At 58.1% G+C, this 21,250-nt stretch carries 19 protein-coding genes and 1 pseudogene; 13 read left to right on the top strand and 7 right to left on the bottom strand.

Features of this window, described 5'->3' with window-relative positions; all coding sequences use genetic code 11:
- Both HA48_RS05425 and sbcD read right to left on the bottom strand, forming a co-directional pair.
- The coding region (locus HA48_RS05425) for an AAA family ATPase (RefSeq protein WP_158086959.1) at positions 1 to 813 on the bottom strand (813 nt) is incomplete at its 3' end.
- A complete protein-coding gene (sbcD, locus tag HA48_RS05420) occupies positions 810 to 2,027 on the bottom strand; it encodes an exonuclease subunit SbcD (RefSeq protein WP_128600119.1) in 1,218 nt (405 codons plus the stop codon). The genes sbcD and HA48_RS05425, both read right to left, overlap by 4 nt.
- A gap of 195 nt (positions 2,028 to 2,222) precedes the next feature.
- Between sbcD and phoB the strand changes: the two genes are divergently transcribed.
- The 6 genes and pseudogenes from phoB (at position 2,223) to proY (ending at position 9,688) form a co-directional block, all read left to right on the top strand.
- The gene (gene phoB, locus HA48_RS05415; RefSeq protein ID WP_128600118.1) at positions 2,223 to 2,912 is read left to right on the top strand and encodes a phosphate response regulator transcription factor PhoB; all 690 of its coding nucleotides are present in this window, start codon (positions 2,223 to 2,225) and stop codon (positions 2,910 to 2,912) included.
- A gap of 15 nt (positions 2,913 to 2,927) precedes the next feature.
- Entirely contained in the window at positions 2,928 to 4,238 is a 1,311-nt protein-coding gene (gene phoR / locus HA48_RS05410; protein WP_128600117.1) for a phosphate regulon sensor histidine kinase PhoR, read from the top strand.
- A gap of 100 nt (positions 4,239 to 4,338) precedes the next feature.
- On the top strand, positions 4,339 to 5,265 hold the full coding sequence (locus HA48_RS05405; RefSeq protein WP_128600116.1) for a PstS family phosphate ABC transporter substrate-binding protein: 927 nt from the start codon (positions 4,339 to 4,341) through the stop codon (positions 5,263 to 5,265).
- Positions 5,266 to 5,435: 170 nt separating this feature from the next.
- A complete protein-coding gene (locus tag HA48_RS05400; RefSeq protein ID WP_128600115.1) occupies positions 5,436 to 6,542 on the top strand; it encodes a cobalamin-independent methionine synthase II family protein in 1,107 nt (368 codons plus the stop codon).
- A gap of 402 nt (positions 6,543 to 6,944) precedes the next feature.
- Positions 6,945 to 8,263, top strand: a pseudogene (gene brnQ, locus HA48_RS05395) (branched-chain amino acid transport system II carrier protein).
- A 69-nt stretch (positions 8,264 to 8,332) separates the two neighbouring features.
- A complete protein-coding gene (gene proY, locus HA48_RS05390) occupies positions 8,333 to 9,688 on the top strand; it encodes a proline-specific permease ProY (protein ID WP_128600114.1) in 1,356 nt (451 codons plus the stop codon).
- A 313-nt stretch (positions 9,689 to 10,001) separates the two neighbouring features.
- On the opposite strand, the gene HA48_RS05385 is transcribed toward proY, so the two are convergent.
- The 3 genes from HA48_RS05385 to HA48_RS05375 form a co-directional block, all read right to left on the bottom strand.
- Positions 10,002 to 11,243 carry a histidine-type phosphatase gene (locus HA48_RS05385; RefSeq protein ID WP_425270657.1) on the bottom strand — a complete coding sequence of 414 codons (1,242 nt, stop codon included), beginning with the start codon at positions 11,241 to 11,243 and terminating at the stop codon, positions 10,002 to 10,004.
- Positions 11,243 to 12,052, bottom strand: a complete 810-nt coding sequence (locus HA48_RS05380; protein ID WP_128600112.1) for an inositol monophosphatase family protein — start codon at positions 12,050 to 12,052, stop codon at positions 11,243 to 11,245. Before HA48_RS05380 ends, HA48_RS05385 begins: the two co-directional genes overlap by 1 nt.
- Positions 12,053 to 12,213: 161 nt before the next feature.
- On the bottom strand, positions 12,214 to 12,795 hold the full coding sequence (locus HA48_RS05375) for an acyl carrier protein phosphodiesterase (RefSeq protein ID WP_128600111.1): 582 nt from the start codon (positions 12,793 to 12,795) through the stop codon (positions 12,214 to 12,216).
- A gap of 104 nt (positions 12,796 to 12,899) precedes the next feature.
- Here HA48_RS05375 and queA point away from each other — a divergent pair, with 104 nt between their 5' ends.
- The 5 genes from queA to secF are packed head-to-tail and all read left to right on the top strand — an operon-like array spanning position 12,900 to position 18,341.
- A complete protein-coding gene (gene queA / locus HA48_RS05370) occupies positions 12,900 to 13,970 on the top strand; it encodes a tRNA preQ1(34) S-adenosylmethionine ribosyltransferase-isomerase QueA (protein ID WP_128600110.1) in 1,071 nt (356 codons plus the stop codon).
- A 37-nt stretch (positions 13,971 to 14,007) separates the two neighbouring features.
- The gene (tgt, locus tag HA48_RS05365) at positions 14,008 to 15,132 is read left to right on the top strand and encodes a tRNA guanosine(34) transglycosylase Tgt (protein ID WP_128600109.1); all 1,125 of its coding nucleotides are present in this window, start codon (positions 14,008 to 14,010) and stop codon (positions 15,130 to 15,132) included.
- 25 nt (positions 15,133 to 15,157) lie between these two features.
- A complete protein-coding gene (gene yajC, locus HA48_RS05360; RefSeq protein ID WP_128600108.1) occupies positions 15,158 to 15,490 on the top strand; it encodes a preprotein translocase subunit YajC in 333 nt (110 codons plus the stop codon).
- 24 nt (positions 15,491 to 15,514) lie between these two features.
- On the top strand, positions 15,515 to 17,362 hold the full coding sequence (secD, locus tag HA48_RS05355; RefSeq protein ID WP_128600107.1) for a protein translocase subunit SecD: 1,848 nt from the start codon (positions 15,515 to 15,517) through the stop codon (positions 17,360 to 17,362).
- A gap of 10 nt (positions 17,363 to 17,372) precedes the next feature.
- Positions 17,373 to 18,341 carry a protein translocase subunit SecF gene (gene secF, locus HA48_RS05350; RefSeq protein WP_128600106.1) on the top strand — a complete coding sequence of 323 codons (969 nt, stop codon included), beginning with the start codon at positions 17,373 to 17,375 and terminating at the stop codon, positions 18,339 to 18,341.
- 95 nt (positions 18,342 to 18,436) lie between these two features.
- Here the strand turns inward: secF and HA48_RS05345 are convergent, their stop codons facing one another.
- Together HA48_RS05345 and lysM are read right to left on the bottom strand one after the other, a co-directional pair.
- Positions 18,437 to 19,000, bottom strand: a complete 564-nt coding sequence (locus HA48_RS05345; RefSeq protein ID WP_128600105.1) for a SadB/YajI family lipoprotein — start codon at positions 18,998 to 19,000, stop codon at positions 18,437 to 18,439.
- A gap of 15 nt (positions 19,001 to 19,015) precedes the next feature.
- Positions 19,016 to 19,453, bottom strand: a complete 438-nt coding sequence (lysM, locus tag HA48_RS05340; RefSeq protein WP_128600104.1) for a peptidoglycan-binding protein LysM — start codon at positions 19,451 to 19,453, stop codon at positions 19,016 to 19,018.
- Between the two features lie 172 nt (positions 19,454 to 19,625).
- Here lysM and nrdR point away from each other — a divergent pair, with 172 nt between their 5' ends.
- Together nrdR and ribD are read left to right on the top strand one after the other, a co-directional pair.
- The gene (gene nrdR, locus HA48_RS05335) at positions 19,626 to 20,075 is read left to right on the top strand and encodes a transcriptional regulator NrdR (protein ID WP_128600103.1); all 450 of its coding nucleotides are present in this window, start codon (positions 19,626 to 19,628) and stop codon (positions 20,073 to 20,075) included.
- Between the two features lie 3 nt (positions 20,076 to 20,078).
- The gene (ribD, locus tag HA48_RS05330) at positions 20,079 to 21,182 is read left to right on the top strand and encodes a bifunctional diaminohydroxyphosphoribosylaminopyrimidine deaminase/5-amino-6-(5-phosphoribosylamino)uracil reductase RibD (RefSeq protein WP_128600102.1); all 1,104 of its coding nucleotides are present in this window, start codon (positions 20,079 to 20,081) and stop codon (positions 21,180 to 21,182) included.
- Positions 21,183 to 21,250 lie beyond the last annotated feature (68 nt).

Here is a 21,250-nt window from a genome sequence, read left to right as displayed (position 1 = left end):
CCGCGCTGCAGCCTGCAGCGCGGCGGCGGCCTGCTGCTGCTCCTCTGCCAGCTGCTGTGCCTGCGTCAGCCACTGCTGCTGCGTTTGCGCCTGCGTCAGCTGTTCGTTTAGCACCTGCTCCTGCGCGCTGAGCTGCGCCAGCTGCTCATTAAGCGCCGTACGCTGCGCTTCATCCAGCAGCGACATGCCGCCTGCGCGGGCGCGCAGGGTATCCAGCTCGCCGCGTGCGGTACGCCAGCGCTCAAAAATTTGCATGGATATCTGGCCGTAGATCTCGGTGCCGGTCAGCTCCTCCAGCAGCTCGGCCCGCTCGCCGGGTTTGGCATTCAGGAAGGCGGCAAACTGCCCCTGTGACAGCATCATGGAGCGGGTAAAGCGGGCGAAATCCAGCCCGGACAGCGTTTCAATCGCTTTGAGCTTGTCGCCCACTTTATCCGCCACGATTTGGTTATCCGCCACGCGCGCCAGCTCAACGCGCGGCGCCTGTAGTTTGCCATCGACCTGACCGCGCGCGCGGTTCTGGCTCCAGAAGGCGCGCCACGCTTCGCCCTTGATCTCAAACTCCACTTCGGCCAGACACTCTGCCGTATCACGCGTCATCAGCTGGTTTTCGCTCTGCGATAATCCGCCGAGACGCGGCGTCTGGTGATAGAGCGCCAGGCAGATGGCATCAAGCAGGGTGGTTTTACCTGCGCCGGTCGCGCCGGTAATGGCAAACAGGCCATTGCTGGCAAAGGGCTCACAGCGGAAGTCGATCAGCCACTCGCCGCGCAGGGCATTGAGGTTTTTAAACCGTAACGTCAGTATCTTCATGCGGATGGATCCTCCAGCGCCGCCAGCGTGCTGCGGAACAGCCGGGTCAGCTGCTCACTCTGCTCCGCATCCAGCTGATCTTCCTGCGCCAGGCGGCGGGCAAAGACCTCTTCAACCTTGAGTTCGCTCAGGGTTTCGTTCTCCAGCCGCGCCAGGCTGCTGCGGCGCTGTTCGCGGCTGCGGCGCACCAGCAGCACCTCAACCGGCAGGGCTTCAGTTAGCTGTTCAATGCGGCGCTGTAAATCACTGAGATACTCCTGCGTGGTGATCTCAATATCCAGCCATACCGGCCGCGCGCTTTCGCCATCGCGGAACTGCGCCAGCTGCACTTCAATCTCTGCCATTGAGCCTTTCAGCACCTGCATTGGCTGGAACACGGGCACGCTCAGCGGCGTAACGCTGTCGAGCTGGTGGCTGAAGTCCAGCAGAAAGACGCTTTTCTCGCGCCCCAGCTCATCAAAGCTAAGCGGTACGGGTGAGCCGCTATAGCGAATATGGTCGCTGTTCGCGATGCGCTGCGCACGATGAATATGGCCCAGCGCGATGTAATCTGCCGGCGGAAATGCCTGCGCCGGAAACGCATCGAGCGTGCCGATATAGATGTCACGCACCGAGTCGCTTTTGCTCACGCCTACGGTGGTGAGATGGCCGGTGGCGATAATCGGTACCTTCAGACCCAGCGCTTCCCGCTGTGCCAGCGCGGCGGCGTAACAGTGCTGATAGTGCTGTTCAATGGCCTCCAGCAGCGAGCGCTGTTTTTCACGCCCCGACTGGCCGGCCTGGCTGCGCAGAATGTCGCGCGGGCGTAAATAGGGGATCGCGCACAGCACGGCGGCGGGCGTACCGTCACGCTGGTGCAGCGTTAACACCTGCTGTTCGCCCTGCGGCGTGGCGCTGGTAATGACGCGCGTATTGAGGCAGGCCAGCAGCTCGCGGGACTCATTCAGCGTGGCCACCGAATCGTGGTTGCCGGCCAGCACAATCAGCTGGCAGCCGCACGGCTGAAGCGCCACCACAAACCGGTTGAACATTTCACGTGCATAGCTGGGCGGCGAACCGGTATCAAACAGATCGCCGGCAATGATAAGCGCATCAACCTGATGCTCCGCAATCTGCAGCAGCAGCCAGTCGAGAAAGGCCTGGTGCTCTGCGGCGCGGCTTTTGCTGTAAAAGAACTGACCAAGATGCCAGTCAGCGGTATGAATGATGCGCATCAACGGTTCCTGCGAATAAAACGATGGGCAAGTATAACGACTTCGCCAGCAAAGGAAAAAAAGCGATTTTTGTTGTCACATTTGTGTTTCTTATCTATTTATCACGGGTTGGGTTTTTCATAAAAGTGTCATAAAACTGACGCATAATGACGCCGCAAATCCCAGTGACAGCGAGTCACAACAGCAGGAGTAATAATGGCTAAGCGCATTTTGGTTGTGGAAGACGAAGCTCCCATCCGTGAAATGTTATGTTTCGTGCTGGAACAGAATGATTACCAGCCTATCGAGGCGGAAGATTATGACAGCGCGATTGGTAAGCTGATCGAACCCTGGCCAGATCTGATCCTGCTGGACTGGATGTTACCGGGCGGTAGCGGCATTCAGTTTATCAAGCATCTGAAACGTGAAGCGATGACGCGGGATATTCCGGTGATGATGCTAACGGCGCGCGGCGAAGAGGAAGATCGCGTACGCGGTCTGGAAGTAGGCGCTGATGATTACATCACTAAGCCGTTTTCCCCCAAAGAGCTGATGGCACGTATTAAAGCCGTGATGCGCCGTATCTCCCCGATGGCGGTGGAAGAGGTCATTGAGATGCAGGGGCTGAGCCTGGATCCCTCCTCGCACCGGGTGATGTCCGAGACCACGTCGCTGGAGATGGGCCCGACCGAGTATAAATTGCTGCACTTCTTTATGACCCATCCGGAACGCGTTTACAGCCGCGAACAGCTTCTGAATCACGTGTGGGGCACCAATGTGTATGTCGAAGACCGCACCGTTGATGTCCACATCCGGCGCTTACGTAAAGCGCTGGAGACCTCCGGCCACGATCGCATGGTACAAACCGTTCGCGGAACAGGGTATCGTTTCTCTGCCCGCTACTAAACGGAGTTCTGCACCGTGCTGGAACGACTCTCCTGGAAGAGATTACTGACCGAGCTGGCGCTGGCGTGTCTGCCGGCGCTGCTGCTGGGGCTGTTGCTTGGCTACCTGCCGTGGTTTTTGCTGCTGGCGGTAGGTGGCGTGCTGTTTTGGCACTTTAAAAATCTGATGCGGTTGTCGTACTGGCTGTGGGTAGATCGTTCGATGACGCCGCCCACCGGTCGCGGCAGCTGGGAACCGCTGTTTTACGGCCTGTATCAGATGCAGCTGCGCAACCGACGGCGGCGGCGTGAACTGGGTAATCTGATTAAGCGTTTCCGCAGTGGCGCTGAGTCGCTGCCGGATGCGGTGGTGCTGACCACCGAAGAGGGGACGATATTCTGGTGTAACGGCCTGGCGCAACAGCACCTTGGGCTGCGCTGGCCGGAAGATAACGGCCAGAATATCCTCAATCTGCTGCGCTATCCTGAGTTCTCCCGCTATATTCGCCAGCGCGACTTTAACAAGCCGCTGACGCTGGTGCAGAACAACCAGCGTCATATGGAGTTCCGCGTCATGCCCTACAGCGAAGGGCAGTGGCTGATGGTGGCCCGTGATGTTACGCAGATGCACCAGCTGGAGGGTGCTCGCCGTAACTTCTTCGCTAACGTGAGCCATGAGCTGCGTACGCCGCTGACCGTGCTGCAGGGGTATCTTGAGATGATGGATGACGCCGGCATGAATGAGCGAACCCGCAGCAGAGCGCTGAGCACCATGCAGGAGCAGACGCGCCGCATGGACAGCCTGGTGAAACAGCTGCTTACGCTGTCACGCATTGAGGCTGCACCCGCCATCGATCTGAAAGAGACCGTGGATGTGCCGACCATGCTGCTGCTGCTGCAGCGTGAAGCGGAGACGTTGAGCCATGGGCGTCATAGCATCCATTTCCATACCGATCCCCATCTGAAAGTGTTCGGCAACGACGAACAGCTGCGCAGCGCCATCTCCAACCTGGTCTATAACGCGGTGAACCACACGCCGGATGGCACGCGTATTGACATCAGCTGGCTACGCACAAAGCAGGGCGCGCAGTTTAGCGTTTGTGATAACGGGCCCGGCATCAGCGAGGAGCATCTGCCGCGTTTGACCGAGCGTTTTTATCGCGTAGACAAAGCGCGTTCGCGTGCCACCGGCGGCAGCGGGCTGGGGCTGGCGATCGTGAAACATGCCCTGGGGCACCACAATGCCCGGCTGGAGATCACCAGTATTCCGCATCAGGAGACCTGCTTTAGTTTTCAGCTGCCGCCACGGCTGATTGTATCCGGCGCCGTGCAGGAGAGAGTTTCGTAAGGGAAGGCACATCTTCAGGGGCGGCATTGCGTGCGGCAGCGGGCCGCAACACAATGCGCGGTGTGATAACATCCAGCTGACCTAAACTGCGGAAAAATTCATGAAATCGCTGCTGCTCTCCCTTCTGCTCTCTTTTTCTGTGCTGGCGCAGGCACAACAAACCATGCTGACCGGCAACCTGAGCAGCGTCGGCTCCGATACGCTTGGCTATCTGATGACGCTGTGGGGCGAGGATTTCAGCCTGCAGTCACCGGGCGTTAACGTACAGGTACAGGCAGCCGGATCATCGACGGCACCCACGGCGCTGGCGGCCGGAGCGGCACAGCTTGGGGCGATGAGCCGCCCGATGCAGGTGGATGAGCGCCAGCTGTTTATCTCGCGCTACGGCTATGCGCCGCTGGCAGTACCCGTGGCCATGGATGCGCTGGTGGTGGTGGTCAATCAGGACAATCCGCTGACGCATATCGATCAGCCACAGCTTGATGCGCTGTTCTCCGCCACCCGCTTATGTGGTGCACTGAAAGTGCCGCAGCGCTGGGGCGATCTCGGCCTGAGCGAGCCGCACTGGGCAGCGCGCAGCATTCAGCGATTTGGGCGTAACTCCGCCTCCGGTACCTGGGGCTTCTTCAAACAGCAGGCGCTGTGCCGGGGCGATTTCCGTGCTGACGTGGCTGAGTTTCCCGGCTCCGCCGCTGTGGTACAGGCTGTTGCCAGCACGCCCAACAGCATCGGCTACGCCAGCTTTGGCTTTCACCTGAGCGGCGTAAAGATGGTGCCCATTACCACGGCGTCCGGCGCCAGCGTCATGCCGGATGCTGATTCGATCCGCAGTGGCCGCTATCCGTGGTCACGTCCACTCTATATCTACGTCAATAAACCCCCGGGCAAACCGCTGCCGCCGTTGGTCAATGCATTTCTGCACCAGGTGCTGTCACCGCAAGGGCAGCGCCGCGTCACCGAGGCTGGCTATCTGCCGCTCTCAGACAGCCAGATGGCCCAGGCGCGTGCGGCCATTGAAGAGAAATGAGGTCCGTACATCCGAACATGAATTTATTTCACGCGTCGTGAATTTTCTTCCATTGCTCCGGTGAACGCCGCATGTCACTCTCTCTGGACATTTAGCCGTCCAGATGGCTGTAAATAACCCGCTGAAATTATACCCTGACGGAACAATGCCGTCGGAGAGGAGTGAACTCTATGCAACGCAATACCGCCCCGTTCCGCGCCGATACCGTTGGCAGTTTCCTGCGTCCGGCCGCCATTAAGCAGGCGCGCGAGCAGTTTGCAGCAGGGGCGTTAAGCGCCGATCGGCTGCGTGAGGTGGAAGACAACGCGATTCGTGATGTCGTTGCGCAGCAGCGCGCCAATGGCCTGCAGGTGGTGACCGACGGCGAATTTCGCCGCGCCTGGTGGCACTTTGACTTCTTCGGCGATCTGCACGGCGTTGAGCTGTTCGAAGCGGATCAGGGGATTCAGTTCAACGGCGTACAGACCAAAGCCCACGGCGTAAAAGTAACCGGCAAAGTAGCGTTCAATCCACAGCACCCGATGCTGGAGCACTTCCGTTTCCTGCAGAGCGTAGCGGGTGATGCCGTCGCTAAAATGACCATCCCCAGCCCAAGCGTGCTCCACTTCCGCGGCGGTCGTAAGGTCATTGATGCCACCGTCTACCCGGATCTGGAGGTGTACTTCGCCGATCTGGCGCAGACCTATAAAGAGGCGATCGCCGCGTTTTACGCCGCGGGCTGCCGCTATCTGCAGCTGGATGACACCGTCTGGGCATACCTGTGCTCTGCGGAACAGCAGCAGCAGATTCGCGAGCGCGGTGAAGATCCGCAGGCGCTGGCCCGCATCTATGCAGAGGTACTGAACAAGGCGCTGGAGGGGAAACCGGCGGATCTGACGGTTGGTCTGCATGTGTGTCGCGGCAACTTCCGCTCCACCTGGATCTCTGAAGGTGGCTACGAGCCGGTGGCGGAGATCCTGTTCGGCACGGTCAATATCGATGCGTTCTTCCTTGAATACGATAACGAACGCTCTGGTGGCTTCGAACCGCTGCGTTTCATCAGGCCGGGCCACCAGCAGGTAGTGCTGGGGTTAATCACCACGAAAACCGGTGAACCGGAAGATCCCGCACAGGTGAAAGCACGCCTGCAGGAAGCTGCACAGTATGTCAGCCTGGATCAGATCTGCCTCAGCCCGCAGTGTGGCTTTGCCTCCACGGAAGAGGGCAACAGCCTGAGTGAAGCGCAGCAGTGGCAGAAGATTCGTCTGGTTGTCGATATCGCTGCTCAGGTGTGGTAGTGGTGTAAAGTTGTGCAGACAGGCGCGTAAATCGCGCCTTTTGTGCATGTTACAGCGCATTGTTGCAAAGATTTCTCCCGCCTTGCGGAAACTTTAAGCAAATCATCTCAGGTGTTTCCTGACTATTCCCCCTTGTTCTACTGCCTTATGGCACTTTCTTGCTATATCATTCTGGTTTTCCGATCCCGTATTGCCTTTCTTCGCTATAAACGTTTTAATTTGCGCCGTTGTCAATTCATCCCTCTGTGAACAGAAGAAAAGCAGTTTAAATCACCTGCGCTGTACCGATTCGGCCCGCATAACGCACTGGTCATGCCAGATAAGCCATTGTTTTCGCGCATTCAGGGGACAACACGAACCCAACTTCCACCGCAACATCAGCTACAGGCAGTACAGAAGTTTATGACATATCGTTTAACCCCTAAGGATATCCTTGCGCTGGGCTTTATGACGTTTGCCCTGTTTGTTGGCGCAGGCAATATCATCTTCCCGCCGATGGTGGGCATTCAGTCTGGCGAACACGTCTGGATTGCCGCGCTCGGCTTCCTGATCACCGCCGTTGGTCTGCCGGTTATGACCGTTATCGCGCTGGCGCGCGTCGGCGGTGGCATTGATGCGCTAAGCTCGCCAATCGGTAAAGCCGCTGGCTTACTGCTGGCTACCGTCTGTTATCTGGCGGTAGGTCCGCTGTTCGCCACGCCGCGTACGGCTACCGTCTCGTTTGAAGTCGGGATTGCGCCGCTGACCGGTGACGGCCCGCTGCCACTGTTTATCTACAGCCTGATCTACTTCGTGCTGGTGATCGGCATCTCACTCTATCCGGGCAAACTACTGGATACCGTAGGGCACTTCCTGGCACCGCTGAAAATCGTGGCGCTGACCATTCTCGGCCTTGCCGCGCTGATTTGGCCTGCCGGTGGTTTATCGCCCGCCACCGCCGACTACCAGCGTGCTGCTTTCTCCAGCGGCTTTGTGAATGGCTACCTGACCATGGACACGCTGGGCGCCTGGTGTTTGGGATTGTGATCGTTAACGCCGCACGCTCACGCGGTGTGCAGGATGCCAAACTGCTGACCCGCTATACCATGCTGGCCGGTGTGATTGCCGGTGTCGGCCTGACGCTGGTCTACCTGAGCCTGTTCAAGCTGGGCTCGGACAGCGGTGCCATCGTGGATCAAAACGCCAACGGCGCAGCCATTCTGCACGCTTATGTGCAGCAGACCTTTGGCGGCATGGGCAGCATGTTCCTCGCCGCGCTGATCTTCGTTGCCTGTATGGTTACAGCCGTTGGCCTGACCTGCGCCTGTGCAGAATTTTTTGCGCAATACCTGCCGTTGTCGTATAAAGCGCTGGTGTTTATTCTGGGTCTGTTCTCAATGCTGGTCTCGAACCTGGGATTGAGCCATCTGATTCAGATCTCCATTCCGGTGCTGACGGCGATCTATCCGCCGTGCATCGTACTGGTGGTGCTGAGCTTTACCCTGAACTGGTGGAATCGCAGCACGCGTATCATCGCGCCGACCATGCTGGTCAGCCTGGTGTTCGGTATTGTTGATGCCATTAAAACTACCAGCTTCAAGGATGCGTTACCGCTGTTTAGTCAGCACCTGCCGCTGGCTGACCAGGGACTCTCCTGGCTGCCACCGTCGCTGGCGATGCTGGTGATTGCCGCGGTGGTTGATCGCGTGAAAGGCCCGCAGCGCGTGGCCGTTCAGCAGTAAACGACATCGCTGTTATTTTCGACCACGGGCTTGCCCGTGGTTTTTTCATTTTCACAGGTACTGTTTGTTATGCAAGAAACCAATACGCTCAAACGCGGACTGAGCACACGCCATATCCGTTTTATGGCGCTGGGATCGGCAATCGGCACCGGGCTGTTTTACGGTTCGGCTGATGCCATCAAAATGGCAGGCCCCAGCGTACTGCTGGCGTACATCATCGGCGGTGCCGTGGCGTACATCATCATGCGTGCGCTGGGTGAGATGTCGGTAAACAATCCCCAGGCCAGTTCGTTTTCGCGCTATGCGCAGGACTATCTCGGCCCGCTGGCGGGTTACATCACCGGCTGGACATACTGTTTTGAAATCCTGATAGTGGCGATTGCCGACGTGACCGCGTTTGGTATCTACATGGGCGTATGGTTCCCTGACGTGCCGCACTGGATATGGGTGCTGTCCGTGGTACTGATTATCGGGGCCATTAACCTGATGAGCGTGAAGGTGTTTGGCGAAGTGGAGTTCTGGTTCTCCTTCTTCAAGGTCGCCACCATCATTATCATGATTGTGGCCGGTTTTGGCATGATCTTCTGGGGCATCGGCAACGGCGGCCAACCTACCGGTATCCATAATCTGTGGAGCAACGGCGGCTTCTTCGCCCACGGCATTGTCGGCATGCTGCTGTCGCTGCAGATGGTGATGTTTGCCTATGGCGGTATTGAAATTATCGGTATTACAGCCGGTGAAGCCGAAGAGCCGGCGAAGTCGATTCCGCGTGCAATCAACTCCGTTCCGCTGCGTATCCTGGTGTTCTATGTCGGGACGCTGTTCGTCATCATGTCAATCTACCCGTGGAACCAGGTCGGGACGGCTGGCAGCCCGTTTGTGCTGACGTTCCAGCATCTGGGCATTGCGGCAGCGGCATCAATCCTCAACTTTGTGGTGCTCACGGCATCGCTTTCGGCGATTAACAGCGATGTGTTTGGTGTGGGGCGGATGCTGCACGGCATGGCGCAGCAGGGCCATGCACCGAAGATGTTCCAGAAGGTCTCCGATCGCGGAATTCCGTGGGTCACGGTGCTGGTGATGATGGCAGCGATGCTGATTGCGGTCTATCTCAACTACCTGATGCCGGAAAAAGTGTTCCTGGTGATCGCCTCGCTGGCCACCTTTGCTACCGTATGGGTGTGGATCATGATTCTGCTGTCGCAGATTGCTTTTCGCCGCAAAATTGGTAAAGGGCAGGCCAGCAAGCTGCAGTTTGCCGTGCCGGGCGGCAGCGCTACCGCCTGGGTTGGCGTGCTGTTCCTGGCCTTTATCATTGCGCTGATTGGCTACTTCCCGGATACGCGCATCTCACTTTACGTCGGGTTTGCGTGGATAGCGCTGCTGCTGCTGGCGTGGCCGCTGGCGAAAAAGCGTAAAGGTTAACCCCACTGGCGGCGTTCAATGCCGCCTCTGTTGCGCCCCGTGGCCAGCCTGCGGGCGCCACTCCTGATCTCATCCCCTCTGCAGATAAAAAAATTCCGGCGCATCCTGTCGCCGAAAAGCGTGTCAAAACAGAAAAAAAGGAAGTAGAACTAAGGGATGATTGACGCTAAAAGCGTACGCGAAAACGCGGCCGTTTAGCGATGCGGCAGGAAATATAGAAAAGTCGCAGAGCAGGGCGAAAATTGCCTGATCGGGGCTAATCACTTATTTAGCAAAAGATAAGCCAGCCTCAGGACTGGCTTACAGAGGCAGACTACGGCAGCGGGTAATCCACGCGGCTCAGCGCCGTGTGGTCTATCGCCTTACGCAACTGATCCATCACGGATTGATAAGGACACAGTGTGCCAACCGCTGTAACCTGACAGTTTTGCTGATGCCACTCTTCGCGCAGCAGCGGATGCCGATCATCCACCGGCGTCAGCTGACGTAATGCATCCAGACTTTGCGCCTGAAAATAGATACGCAGCCATCGCTGATGCGTGTGCGTATCGCGCCAGCGTTCAAACACCAGATTGCCGCCGGGGGGAATATTGCCGCGCGCGTATCCCGGCAGCTGCCAGCTGAACTGCATTAGCGTGCGCAGCATTGCGATGTTGGTATCGTGCGCCACCAGCAGCAGCCAGCGCGTATCCGGTGAGGCTTTGCTGTTTTCCAGGCCCTTCATTACCGCATCGAGCAGAATCGATGCCCGCTTCTGCGCCACATAGGGGACATCGTTACTGAGATCGTAACTGGCGGTCAGCAGCGGCAGCAGGGCGCTGATCTGCTGCGCGGAGGTAATGTTGCCCCACGCCAGCCGGGCATACGGCAGGTTCTCACTCCAGCCGAGGCGGAGCGTCTCCGTCATACTCGCCAGCACGCTCAATCCCTGCACCCAGGTGTGACCACTTTTGGTCTGTTTGAGCTGCCAGGGTTGGTCAAAGATGGCGCAATCTTGCGCACATACTGCCTGTCTGAGCAGCGTGATCTCCGGCTGCAGGCGCCGCTGCAGCGCTGCAAGATCGCCCGCTTTTGCGGCAACGGCGGCATACTCCTGCGCGGGATCGGTCTGTGCAAAGGCCAGCTTACCGCTCTGAAACAGCGGATCGACCTCGCCGGCCACGTGATGCACCGCAACGTCGCAGCCGGGAAACGCGCCTTCAACCAGCGCAGCGGCGGTTGCCCGTGTGCGCTGCAGCGGGCTGGCACGCACGTAGATCTCTCCGGCATCAGGACAGCCGGCATGTAACAGGCCGAGCTGGCGGTAGTGATCGCCTTGCCAGCGCCCGATATTAACTACTGCGGCATAGCCATGCGGCGTGAGTTCGCCATCGGCGGTGCGCCACCGGGGCCACGGGCGCTGCGTGGCTGCCTCTATCTCTTTACGGTTGCCCGGCGTAGGTGGACGCACGCCGTGGCGGCTGATCTCCACCACTTTTTCCAGCTGATAACGCTCATGAGCCAGCGCCGGGAGCGCCATCAACCCGAGCAGGGCGGTCAGCAGGACCCGGCGCATCATAGCGTGGGCAACGCCGGCAACAGGGTTTTGAGCTGCGGATAGATCACCGCGTTTGCCAGCAGCACCGGATTGCCCTTTTTCAGCCCATCCTGACTGAGATAGTCGTTGGTTATGCCACCCGCTTCGCGCATCAGCACGATGCCTGGCAGCCCATCCCACGGGTTCATATGCGCCTCGTAATAGCCAATCAGACGGCCCGCGGCGGCCCAGGCGCTCATCAGTGCGCCCGATCCATTGCGGATGAACATGCCGCCCTGCGCCAGCAATCCGCTGATAAAGTGCAGCAGCGGTTCAGCCGGCTGGCTGTTAGCGCTGCTTAACCCCAGCAGCCCCTGGTCCAGCCGCTGCGCGCTATGGGCCTGGATACGTTTGTCATTTACCCAGGCCCCTTTACCACGGCAGGCGTGAAACGTTTCGTGATGGTTGGGATCGCTGACTACGCCGATAACCGGCTCGTTTTCACACACAATCGCCAGCGAGACGCACCAGTTATGCAGGCCGTTGAGGAAGCTACTGGTACCATCAATGGGATCGATGACCCAGATAAAGCGGGCGTTGCCGGTATCGCCGCCGCTCTCTTCACCCAGCACCGCATCGTCAGGAAAACGTTCGTAAATGAGGTGCTTAACCAACTGCTCAACGTTACGGTCAGCCTCGCTGACCACATCCTGCAGATCTTTTTTGTGTTCAACCACCAGCTGGTGGCGCTGCTGATACCATGCCAGGGCGCGGCTGGCGGCCGTTTTGGCAACATCGCAGGCGAAGTGATAACGTGCGTCGAGTTCGGTTAGCGTGGCTGATGACATCTTTCCCTCTTATCATTTTCTGGCAATCGACGTGGCAAAAAACGCCGAAAAAGGCGAAATGGCTGTGTGACTGAGTTAACGAAAGTTAAGCAAGGCTTCATTAAGCCGCAGTTAGCGGCGGCTGACAAGAGGAGGCGGTGCGGCAGAGGAGAAAAGGGCGGTTACAGCCGTTGCGCGCGCGCATCCGCCATTAAGCGTGGGTAGAACCGGAAGAATAGCGGTTCGAGTTGCGCGTAGTTATCAATGAAATCCTGCGCGGAGTCGCGCAGCGCGGCCAGACGCGGACGGCGATGCGCCATACCGCTCAGCACGCGTGCGATACGCGCCGGTTCAGCGTAGTGCTCAAACCAGCGTTCGCGCCACATCACGGCGTTGAGCTCAATAAAGCTCTCCGGTGTCCCGGCCAGCTGCGGCACGATGGCGTGCTCGGCAGCGGCGGTAAACGCCGGCAGCGACTGCTGCGGATGCATCTTATCCCAGTGCAGCGCCAGGAAGTGATCCCACACGACATCCAGCGTAATCGGCGCAACGCGGCGCGTTTCCGCGCGGAACAGCTCGCGCGCTTCCCGCACTTCCGGCAGATTGTCGGTGAGCACATCGAGCCGGCGATGCATAGCGATGCCGGCGACAACCGCCTCCGGCCACTGTGACTGGACATTGCCGCGCACGAAGTCGGCCATCAGGTTACCCAGCAGCGAGCTGTTTGCCAGCGAGGCGAGGTGAAGGTGAGCAAGAAAGTTCATGGCGCATTATAAGCAGAATCCACCAGGCGCAGCCAGTTGTTCAGAATTCGCCGCTTTTCGGCTAAACTATGCCGCCTGTTTTTTGAGTCCTGAAGAAGTGATGCATGCGTGTAGCCGATTTTGCTTTTGAGTTGCCGGAATCTTTGATTGCCCACTATCCGCAGGCGCAGCGTAGCGGATGCCGCTTGCTGTCGCTGGATGGCCCGAGCGGTGCGCTGAACCACGGCGTCTTTACTGATGTGCTGGATAAACTGAACCCCGGCGATCTGCTGGTGTTCAACAACACCCGCGTGATTCCGGCGCGCGTCTACGGCCGTAAAGCCAGCGGCGGAAAAATCGAGATGCTGGTTGAACGCATGCTGGATGACAAGCGTGTGCTGGCACACGTGCGCGCGTCGAAAGCGCCGAAGCCGGGCGCTGAGCTGCTGCTGGGCGATGATGAGAGCGTGAAAGCGACAATGGTCGCGCGTCACGATGCGCTGTTTGAGATCGCCTTCGCGGACGATCGTGCGGTACTGGATATCCTCAACAGCGTTGGGCATATGCCGCTGCCGCCCTATATCGATCGCCCGGATGAAGAGGCGGACCGTGAACTCTATCAGACGGTGTACAGCGCGCGCCCTGGCGCAGTAGCGGCACCGACTGCCGGTCTGCACTTTGACGAACCGCTGCTGGCGGCACTCAGGGAGAAAGGTGTGGAGATGGCGTTTGTGACGCTGCACGTCGGCGCAGGCACTTTCCAGCCGGTACGCGTAGAGAACATTAATGATCACATCATGCACTCCGAATATGCTGAAGTGCCGCAGGATGTGGTTGATGCCGTGCTGGCGTGTAAAGCGCGCGGGAATAAAGTGGTTGCGGTGGGCACCACTTCGGTTCGTTCGCTGGAGAGCGCCGCGAAGGCTTGTCAGGATGCGCTGCTGGCCCCGTTCTTTGATGATACCCAAATCTTTATCTATCCGGGCTATCACTATCAGGTGATCGATGCGCTGATCACCAACTTCCATCTGCCCGAATCCACGCTGATCATGCTGGTGTCCGCCTTTGCCGGCTATAAAAATACCATGGCAGCCTACCAGAGCGCCGTGGCGGAGCAGTACCGTTTCTTTAGCTACGGGGATGCGATGTACATCACCCGTAATCCGCAGGCACCTGACGAAACTGTCGGGTCCTGAGCTACCCATCAGACTGTTTCTCTGATTAGAGGTTATTGTGAAATTTGAATTAGATACTACCGACGGGCGCGCGCGCCGTGGACGTCTGGTCTTTGATCGTGGCGTCGTTGAAACCCCGGCGTTTATGCCGGTGGGCACCTACGGCACGGTAAAAGGGATGACGCCGGAAGAGGTCAAAGAGACCGGCGCGCAGATCCTGCTTGGCAACACCTTCCACCTGTGGCTGCGTCCGGGCCAGGCGATCATGAAGCTGCACGGTGACCTGCATGACTTCATGAACTGGCAGGGGCCCATCCTGACCGACTCCGGCGGCTTCCAGGTGTTCAGCCTTGGCGACATTCGTAAAATCACCGAAGCGGGCGTGCATTTTCGTAACCCAATCAACGGCGATCCGATCTTCCTCGATCCGGAGAAGTCGATGGAGATTCAGTACGATCTCGGCTCCGACATCGTCATGATCTTTGATGAGTGCACGCCTTATCCGGCGGACTGGGACTACGCGAAACGCTCCATGGAGATGTCGCTGCGCTGGGCGCAACGCAGCCGCGATCGCTTCGACTCGCTGGGTAACAAAAATGCGCTGTTTGGCATTATTCAGGGTGGGGTTTACGAAGATTTACGAGATGTCTCGGTTAAAGGTCTGGTAGAGATTGGCTTTGATGGGTACGCTGTGGGCGGCCTGGCGGTGGGTGAACCGAAAGAGGACATGCACCGTATCCTGGAACACGTCTGTCCGCAAATTCCGCAGGATAAACCGCGTTATTTGATGGGCGTCGGCAAACCGGAAGATCTGGTGGAAGGCGTTCGCCGCGGTATCGATATGTTTGACTGCGTTATGCCTACGCGTAATGCACGCAACGGCCATCTGTTTGTCACCGATGGCATCGTAAAAATCCGTAACGCGAAGTACAAAGATGACACCGCGCCGCTGGATGCGGAGTGTGATTGTTACACCTGTCGCAATTATACACGCGCCTACTTGCATCATCTTGATCGCTGTAACGAAATACTCGGCGCACGTCTCAACACCATCCACAATCTGCGCTATTACCAGCGTCTGATGGCGGGTTTACGCCAGGCCATTGAAGAGGGTAAATTAGAGCACTTTGTTAGCGAGTTCTACCAACGGACGGGTAAAGCGGTTCCACCGTTAAACGTCTGATAATTTTATCAATGAGGGAAATTTAATGAGCTTTTTCATTTCTGACGCCGTGGCCGCAGCAGGCGCTCCGTCTCAGGGAAGTCCGTATTCTCTGGTGATCATGCTGGTGGTTTTTGGTCTGATCTTCTACTTCATGATTCTGCGTCCGCAGCAGAAGCGCTCAAAAGATCACAAGAAGCTGATGGATTCCATCTCTAAAGGTGACGAAGTGCTGACCAATGGTGGCCTGGTAGGGCGCGTAACTAAAGTGGCTGAAACCGGCTATATCGCTATCGCCCTGAACGACACCACTGAAGTAGTTATCAAACGTGATTTCGTGGCCGCCGTTCTGCCGAAAGGTACGATGAAGGCGCTGTAATTTTTCTTCCCTAAGGGAACTGCCGTGTTAAACCGTTATCCTTTATGGAAGTACGTCATGCTGGTCGCCGTGATTCTCATCGGCCTGCTGTATGCGCTTCCGAACCTTTATGGTGAGGATCCGGCCGTTCAGATCACTGGTGCGCGCGGAAGCGCCGCCAGTGAGCAAACGTTGGATCAGATCCAGAACGTATTAAAACAAGACAATATTCAGAGCAAATCCCTCGCTCTGGAAAATGGCGCCATCCTGGCCCGTTTTGCTAACACCGATGTCCAGCTGCGTGCGCGTGAAGCTATCACTAACGCACTGGGTGAAGATTTCGTGGTGGCGCTTAACCTTGCGCCAGCAACCCCACGCTGGTTAACCCTGCTGGCCGCAGAGCCGATGAAACTCGGTCTCGATCTGCGCGGCGGCGTACACTTCCTGATGGAAGTGGATATGGATACCGCCCTGGGCAAACTGCAGGAGCAGAATGCCGATGGCCTGCGCAGCGATCTGCGCGACAAAAGCATTCCGTATACGAACGTCACGAAAATTGCTAACTACGGCACAGAAGTTCGCTTCCGCGACGGCGCCAGCCGTGACGCAGCGATTAGCTATCTGACGCCGCGCCACCGCGATCTGGTGTTCACCAGCGTGGGCAGCGATACGCTGCGCGCGGTGATGACCGATGCCCGCCTCAGCGAAGCGCGCGAATATGCGGTGCAGCAGAACATCAACATCCTGCGTAACCGTGTAAACCAGCTTGGCGTTGCCGAGCCGCTGGTACAGCGTCAGGGCTCTGACCGCATTGTGGTTGAGCTGCCGGGTATTCAGGACACCGCACGCGCCAAAGAGATTCTGGGCGCTACCGCGACGCTGGAGTTCCGTCTGGTTAACACCAGTGTGGATCCGGGTGCCGCCGCCAGCGGCCGCGTGCCGGGTGATTCAGAGGTGAAGAAAACGCGCGAAGGGCAGCCGGTGGTGCTGTATAAGCGTGTGATCCTGACCGGTGACCATATCACTGACTCCACGTCCAGCATGGATGAGTACAACCAGCCGCAGGTTAATATCTCACTTGACGGCGCGGGCGGTAACATCATGTCGAACTTCACCAAGGACAATATCGGTAAACCGATGGCGACCCTGTTTGTGGAGTACAAGGACAGCGGTAAAAAAGACGCCAACGGCCGTGCCATTCTGGTGAAGCAGGAAGAGGTGATCAACGTGGCGAACATTCAGTCACGTCTCGGTAACAGCTTCCGTATCACCGGCATCAGCAACCCGAACGAAGCCCGTCAGCTGTCGCTGCTGCTGCGTGCCGGTGCGCTGATTGCGCCAATTCAGATTGTTGAAGAGCGTACTATTGGTCCAACCATGGGCCAGCAGAACATCACGCAGGGACTCGAAGCCTGTCTGTGGGGTCTGATCGCCTCCATTCTGTTTATGGTGGTGTTCTACAAAAAGTTCGGCCTGATTGCCACCAGCGCACTGCTGTGCAACCTGGTGCTGATTGTCGGCATCATGTCACTGCTGCCTGGCGCGACGCTCACCATGCCGGGTATTGCCGGTATTGTGTTGACGCTGGCGGTAGCGGTCGATGCGAACGTGTTGATTAACGAACGTATTAAAGAAGAGTTGCGTAACGGACGCTCCGTGCAGCAGGCGATTCATGAGGGCTACAAAGGCGCCTTCTCCAGTATCGTCGATGCTAACGTGACGACGCTGATTAAAGTCATCATTCTTTATGCGGTCGGTACGGGTTCAATCAAAGGCTTCGCGATCACCACCGCTATCGGTATTGCGACCTCCATGTTCACCGCTATCGTCGGCACACGTGCCATCGTTAACCTGGTGTACGGCGGCAAACGCATCAACAAGCTGTCTATCTGAGGAGTGCGTTGTGGCACAGGAATATAGTATTGAGCAGCTAAACCACGGGCGTAAAGTCGTCGACTTTATGCGCTGGGATACGCTGGCCTTTATCATCTCCGGTCTGCTGATTGTGGCAGCTATCGCCATTATCGGCGTGCGGGGCTTCAACTGGGGCCTCGATTTTACCGGCGGGACGGTGATTGAGATCAACCTGGAAAAACCGGCGGATCTGGATGCGCTGCGTGAAGGTTTAGTGAAAGCGGGCTTTGAAGAGCCGCTGGTGCAGAACTTCGGCAGCAGCCGCGATGTGATGGTGCGTATGCCACCGACAACCGGTAATGCAGGTACCGAACTGGGCAATAAAGTGCTGGCGTCGATCAACCAGACCACCCAGCAGAGCGCTACCGTGAAGCGTGTGGAGTTCGTTGGCCCAAGCGTGGGGACCGATCTGGCGCAGGCCGGTGCGATGGCGCTGCTTTCGGCGCTGATTGCGATCCTGATCTACATCGGTTTCCGTTTTGAGTGGCGCCTGGCGCTGGGTACCGTGCTGGCGCTGGCGCATGACGTCATCATCACCTGCGGTATTCTGTCGCTGTTCCACGTCGAGATTGATCTGACGATTGTGGCTTCACTGATGTCGGTGATTGGTTACTCGCTCAACGATAAGATCGTGGTCTCGGACCGTATTCGTGAGAACTTCCGCAAAATCCGTCGCGGCTCCTCTTACGACATCACCAACGTGTCGCTGACCCAGACGCTGAGCCGTACGCTGATCACCTCCATCACCACGCTGGCGATGATCCTGATTCTGTTCATCTTTGGTGGCGCACTGCTGAAAGGCTTCTCGCTGACCATGTTGATCGGTGTCACCATCGGTACCATCTCATCTATCTATGTTTCATCCGCGCTGGCGCTGAAACTGGGGATGAAGCGTGAACACATGCTGGTGCAGAAAGTGGAGAAAGAAGGCGCCGATCAGCCCTCGATTCTGCCGTAACTCTGGCCGTAAAACAGAACGGGCTGTCCGGTGTGGACAGCCCGTTTTTTTATGCCCGTTGCACAGGGCCGCGCATCGGGTTTACGGTGCCCGCGTCAGGGTGTCACTTCATGGCTGGCGGCGGGCAGCACATCATGCACGCGCACGTAGCCGAGCTGCTCGGGTGACAAGCCGCTGAGGCGTAGCGGTACGGTGACCGAACTGCGCGGCATCAGAGTAGCAGGGACGTTAATGGGCTGGCTAAGGCTGCTTGCCGACAGCGGCTTACCGCTGGCCGGATCAAGTTCACCCCATACTACCGTAGCGCTGAACGCCGGTACGGGCCGATCATCCGTTGAGCGCACGTTCAGATTGGCACGGCTACCGCTGGCCTCACCCTCCACGCGCGACAGCGTAAGTCGCAGTTTCCCCAGCTGGGTTTGCAGCTCAACCGGCGTATTTGCCTGCGGCAGCAGCCATGCGCCCTGGGTTGACTGACTGTTCAGCTGCCCCTGGATCTCCAGCGCCGCTGCCTGCGTCGTCAGCTTGCGCATCTGCTGGTTAAGCTGGCTCACTTCCTGATGCAGCTCTTTCACCTGCGGCGAAGTGGGAGGCGAACTGCAACCACTCAGCACCAGCAGAGAGAGTACTGCCGGAGCCCATAACATCCTGCGCGTCATGCAATGTCCTTTCGATTATTTAGGGATACGTAAAACCTGGCCTGGATAGATCTTATCAGGATGCGTCAGCATTGGCTTGTTTGCTTCGAAAATCTTGTTGTATTCATTAGCATTACCGTAAACCTGCTTCGAAATCGCACTCAGGGTATCGCCTTTTTTCACCGTATAGAACTCGGCCTGCGCAGCGGCATCGCTGGCGGTAACCTTATCATCGACTTGCGTGATACCGGCCACGTTCCCGGCAGCCACGAGGATTTTCTCTTTCAGCTCCTGCGAAATGCCGTCGCCGCTGACGGTAACGGTATCGCCCTGCACATCCACTTTCACCTTGTCGCTATCGGGCAAACCGAGCTTATTGATGTGTTCCTGCAGTTTTTTGCTTTGGTCATCGCCGCCGCTGACGGCGTCCCACAGCTTCTCTCCCGCTTCTTTTACAAAATTAAACAGACCCATAGTTCCTCCTGTCAATGTGCCGGATTGGCTCTGTAAGCTTAGTAAATTTTCTCATTTTGCTCATAACCGGCTGGCACCGTAGTGGAGCAGGCCCGATTCGGTGTGCTCTGTTTTGTTGCAACCGGGAACGCGCTACACTATCTGACCAAAAATTCTCGCGACAGGAAACGCCATGCATTGCCCATTCTGCTCCGCTGTGGACACCAAAGTGATCGATTCGCGTCTGGTGAGTGAAGGCTCCTCGGTGCGCCGCCGCCGCCAGTGTCTGGTGTGTCATGAGCGCTTCACCACCTTCGAAGTGGCTGAGCTGGTGATGCCGCGCGTGGTAAAAAGCAACGATGTGCGCGAACCCTTTAATGAGGATAAGCTCGCCAGCGGCATGATGAAGGCGCTGGAGAAGCGTCCGGTCAGCGCCGACGCGGTAGATAACGCCGTCAACCATATCAAAACTCAGCTGCGCGCCACCGGCGAACGGGAGATCCCCAGCAAGCAGATCGGGAATCTGGTGATGGAAGAGCTGAAGAAGCTGGATAAAGTCGCCTACATTCGTTTTGCTTCGGTTTATCGCAGCTTTGAAGATATCCGCGATTTTGGCGAAGAGATCGCCCGTTTACAGGATTAAACCATGACCGACGAACGCTATATGGCGCGCGCGCTGGAGCTGGCACGCCGCGGACGTTTCACCACCACACCAAACCCGAATGTTGGCTGCGTGATTGTGCGCGACGGCGAGATTGTGGGAGAGGGCTGGCACCATCGCGCCGGTGAACCGCATGCAGAAGTGCATGCGCTGCGCATGGCGGGCGATAAAGCCGCAGGCGCGACGGCGTACGTCACGCTTGAGCCCTGCAGCCATCATGGCCGCACGCCGCCATGCTGCGATGCGCTGATTGCCGCCGGCGTCAGCCGCGTGGTGGCCGCGATGCAGGATCCCAATCCACAGGTTGCCGGGCGCGGCTTGTACCGCCTGCAGCAAGCGGGCATTGAGGTGAGCCACGGTCTGATGATGAGCGAGGCCGAGGCCATAAACCGCGGTTTTCTGAAACGTATGCGCACCGGGTTTCCGTGGATTCAGCTGAAGCTGGGCGCTTCCCTTGATGGGCGCATCGCCATGGCGAGCGGTGAGAGTCAGTGGATCACGTCTGCCGCCGCACGACGCGATGTGCAACGCCTGCGCGCGCAGAGTTCCGCTATTCTTACCACCAGCGCCACCGTACTGGCTGACGATCCCGCCCTGACGGTGCGCTGGAACGAACTGAACGCGGAAGCGCAGGCGCTGACAGAGGAGAGCGCGTTGCGCCAGCCGGTGCGGGTGGTGATCGATAGTCAGCAGCGCGTTACGCCGCAGCACCGCCTGATTGCCCAGCCGGGCGAAACCTGGCTGATGCGCAGCGCCCCGGATCAGCAAGCCTGGCCGCAAAGCGTCACGCAGATTGCCGTACCCGTGCGTGATACGCAGCTCGACCTGGTGGCAATGATGATGCTGCTCGGCCAGCGCCAGATCAACAGCGTGTGGGTGGAGGCGGGCGCCGGGTTGGCCGGTGCGCTGCTGCAGGCCGGACTGGTGGATGAGCTGATTATTTACCTGGCGCCGAAGCTGCTGGGTAACGCCGCGCGCGGCCTGTGCGAACTGCCGGGACTGACTGCGCTGGCCGATGCGCCAGCCCTCAATTTTAGCGACGTGCGCAAAGTAGGCGATGACCTGCGTCTGACCCTGACGCCGCGCTAAAGCATGTGCGGAAAAGCCTGAGCGCGTCGCCGAAGAGTATGATAGAATCCGCCCCCTTCTGCGGGGCC

It is taken from the genome of Pantoea wallisii (assembly GCF_002095485.1).
GTDB lineage: Bacteria > Pseudomonadota > Gammaproteobacteria > Enterobacterales > Enterobacteriaceae > Pantoea > Pantoea wallisii.
This window is presented reverse-complemented; position numbering and strand designations above follow the sequence as displayed.

What these genes read in the sequence shown, in the direction of transcription:
- sbcD (WP_128600119.1), bottom strand. Translation starts at nt 2,027, where the DNA reads ATGCGCATCATTCATACCGCTGACTGGCATCTTGGTCAGTTCTTTTAC.
- phoB (WP_128600118.1), top strand. Translation starts at nt 2,223, where the DNA reads ATGGCTAAGCGCATTTTGGTTGTGGAAGACGAAGCTCCCATCCGTGAA.
- HA48_RS05405 (WP_128600116.1), top strand. Translation starts at nt 4,339, where the DNA reads ATGAAATCGCTGCTGCTCTCCCTTCTGCTCTCTTTTTCTGTGCTGGCG.
- HA48_RS05400 (WP_128600115.1), top strand. Translation starts at nt 5,436, where the DNA reads ATGCAACGCAATACCGCCCCGTTCCGCGCCGATACCGTTGGCAGTTTC.
- proY (WP_128600114.1), top strand. Translation starts at nt 8,333, where the DNA reads ATGCAAGAAACCAATACGCTCAAACGCGGACTGAGCACACGCCATATC.
- HA48_RS05385 (WP_425270657.1), bottom strand. Translation starts at nt 11,243, where the DNA reads ATGCGCCGGGTCCTGCTGACCGCCCTGCTCGGGTTGATGGCGCTCCCG.
- HA48_RS05380 (WP_128600112.1), bottom strand. Translation starts at nt 12,052, where the DNA reads ATGTCATCAGCCACGCTAACCGAACTCGACGCACGTTATCACTTCGCC.
- HA48_RS05375 (WP_128600111.1), bottom strand. Translation starts at nt 12,795, where the DNA reads ATGAACTTTCTTGCTCACCTTCACCTCGCCTCGCTGGCAAACAGCTCG.
- queA (WP_128600110.1), top strand. Translation starts at nt 12,900, where the DNA reads ATGCGTGTAGCCGATTTTGCTTTTGAGTTGCCGGAATCTTTGATTGCC.
- yajC (WP_128600108.1), top strand. Translation starts at nt 15,158, where the DNA reads ATGAGCTTTTTCATTTCTGACGCCGTGGCCGCAGCAGGCGCTCCGTCT.
- HA48_RS05345 (WP_128600105.1), bottom strand. Translation starts at nt 19,000, where the DNA reads ATGACGCGCAGGATGTTATGGGCTCCGGCAGTACTCTCTCTGCTGGTG.
- lysM (WP_128600104.1), bottom strand. Translation starts at nt 19,453, where the DNA reads ATGGGTCTGTTTAATTTTGTAAAAGAAGCGGGAGAGAAGCTGTGGGAC.
- nrdR (WP_128600103.1), top strand. Translation starts at nt 19,626, where the DNA reads ATGCATTGCCCATTCTGCTCCGCTGTGGACACCAAAGTGATCGATTCG.
- ribD (WP_128600102.1), top strand. Translation starts at nt 20,079, where the DNA reads ATGACCGACGAACGCTATATGGCGCGCGCGCTGGAGCTGGCACGCCGC.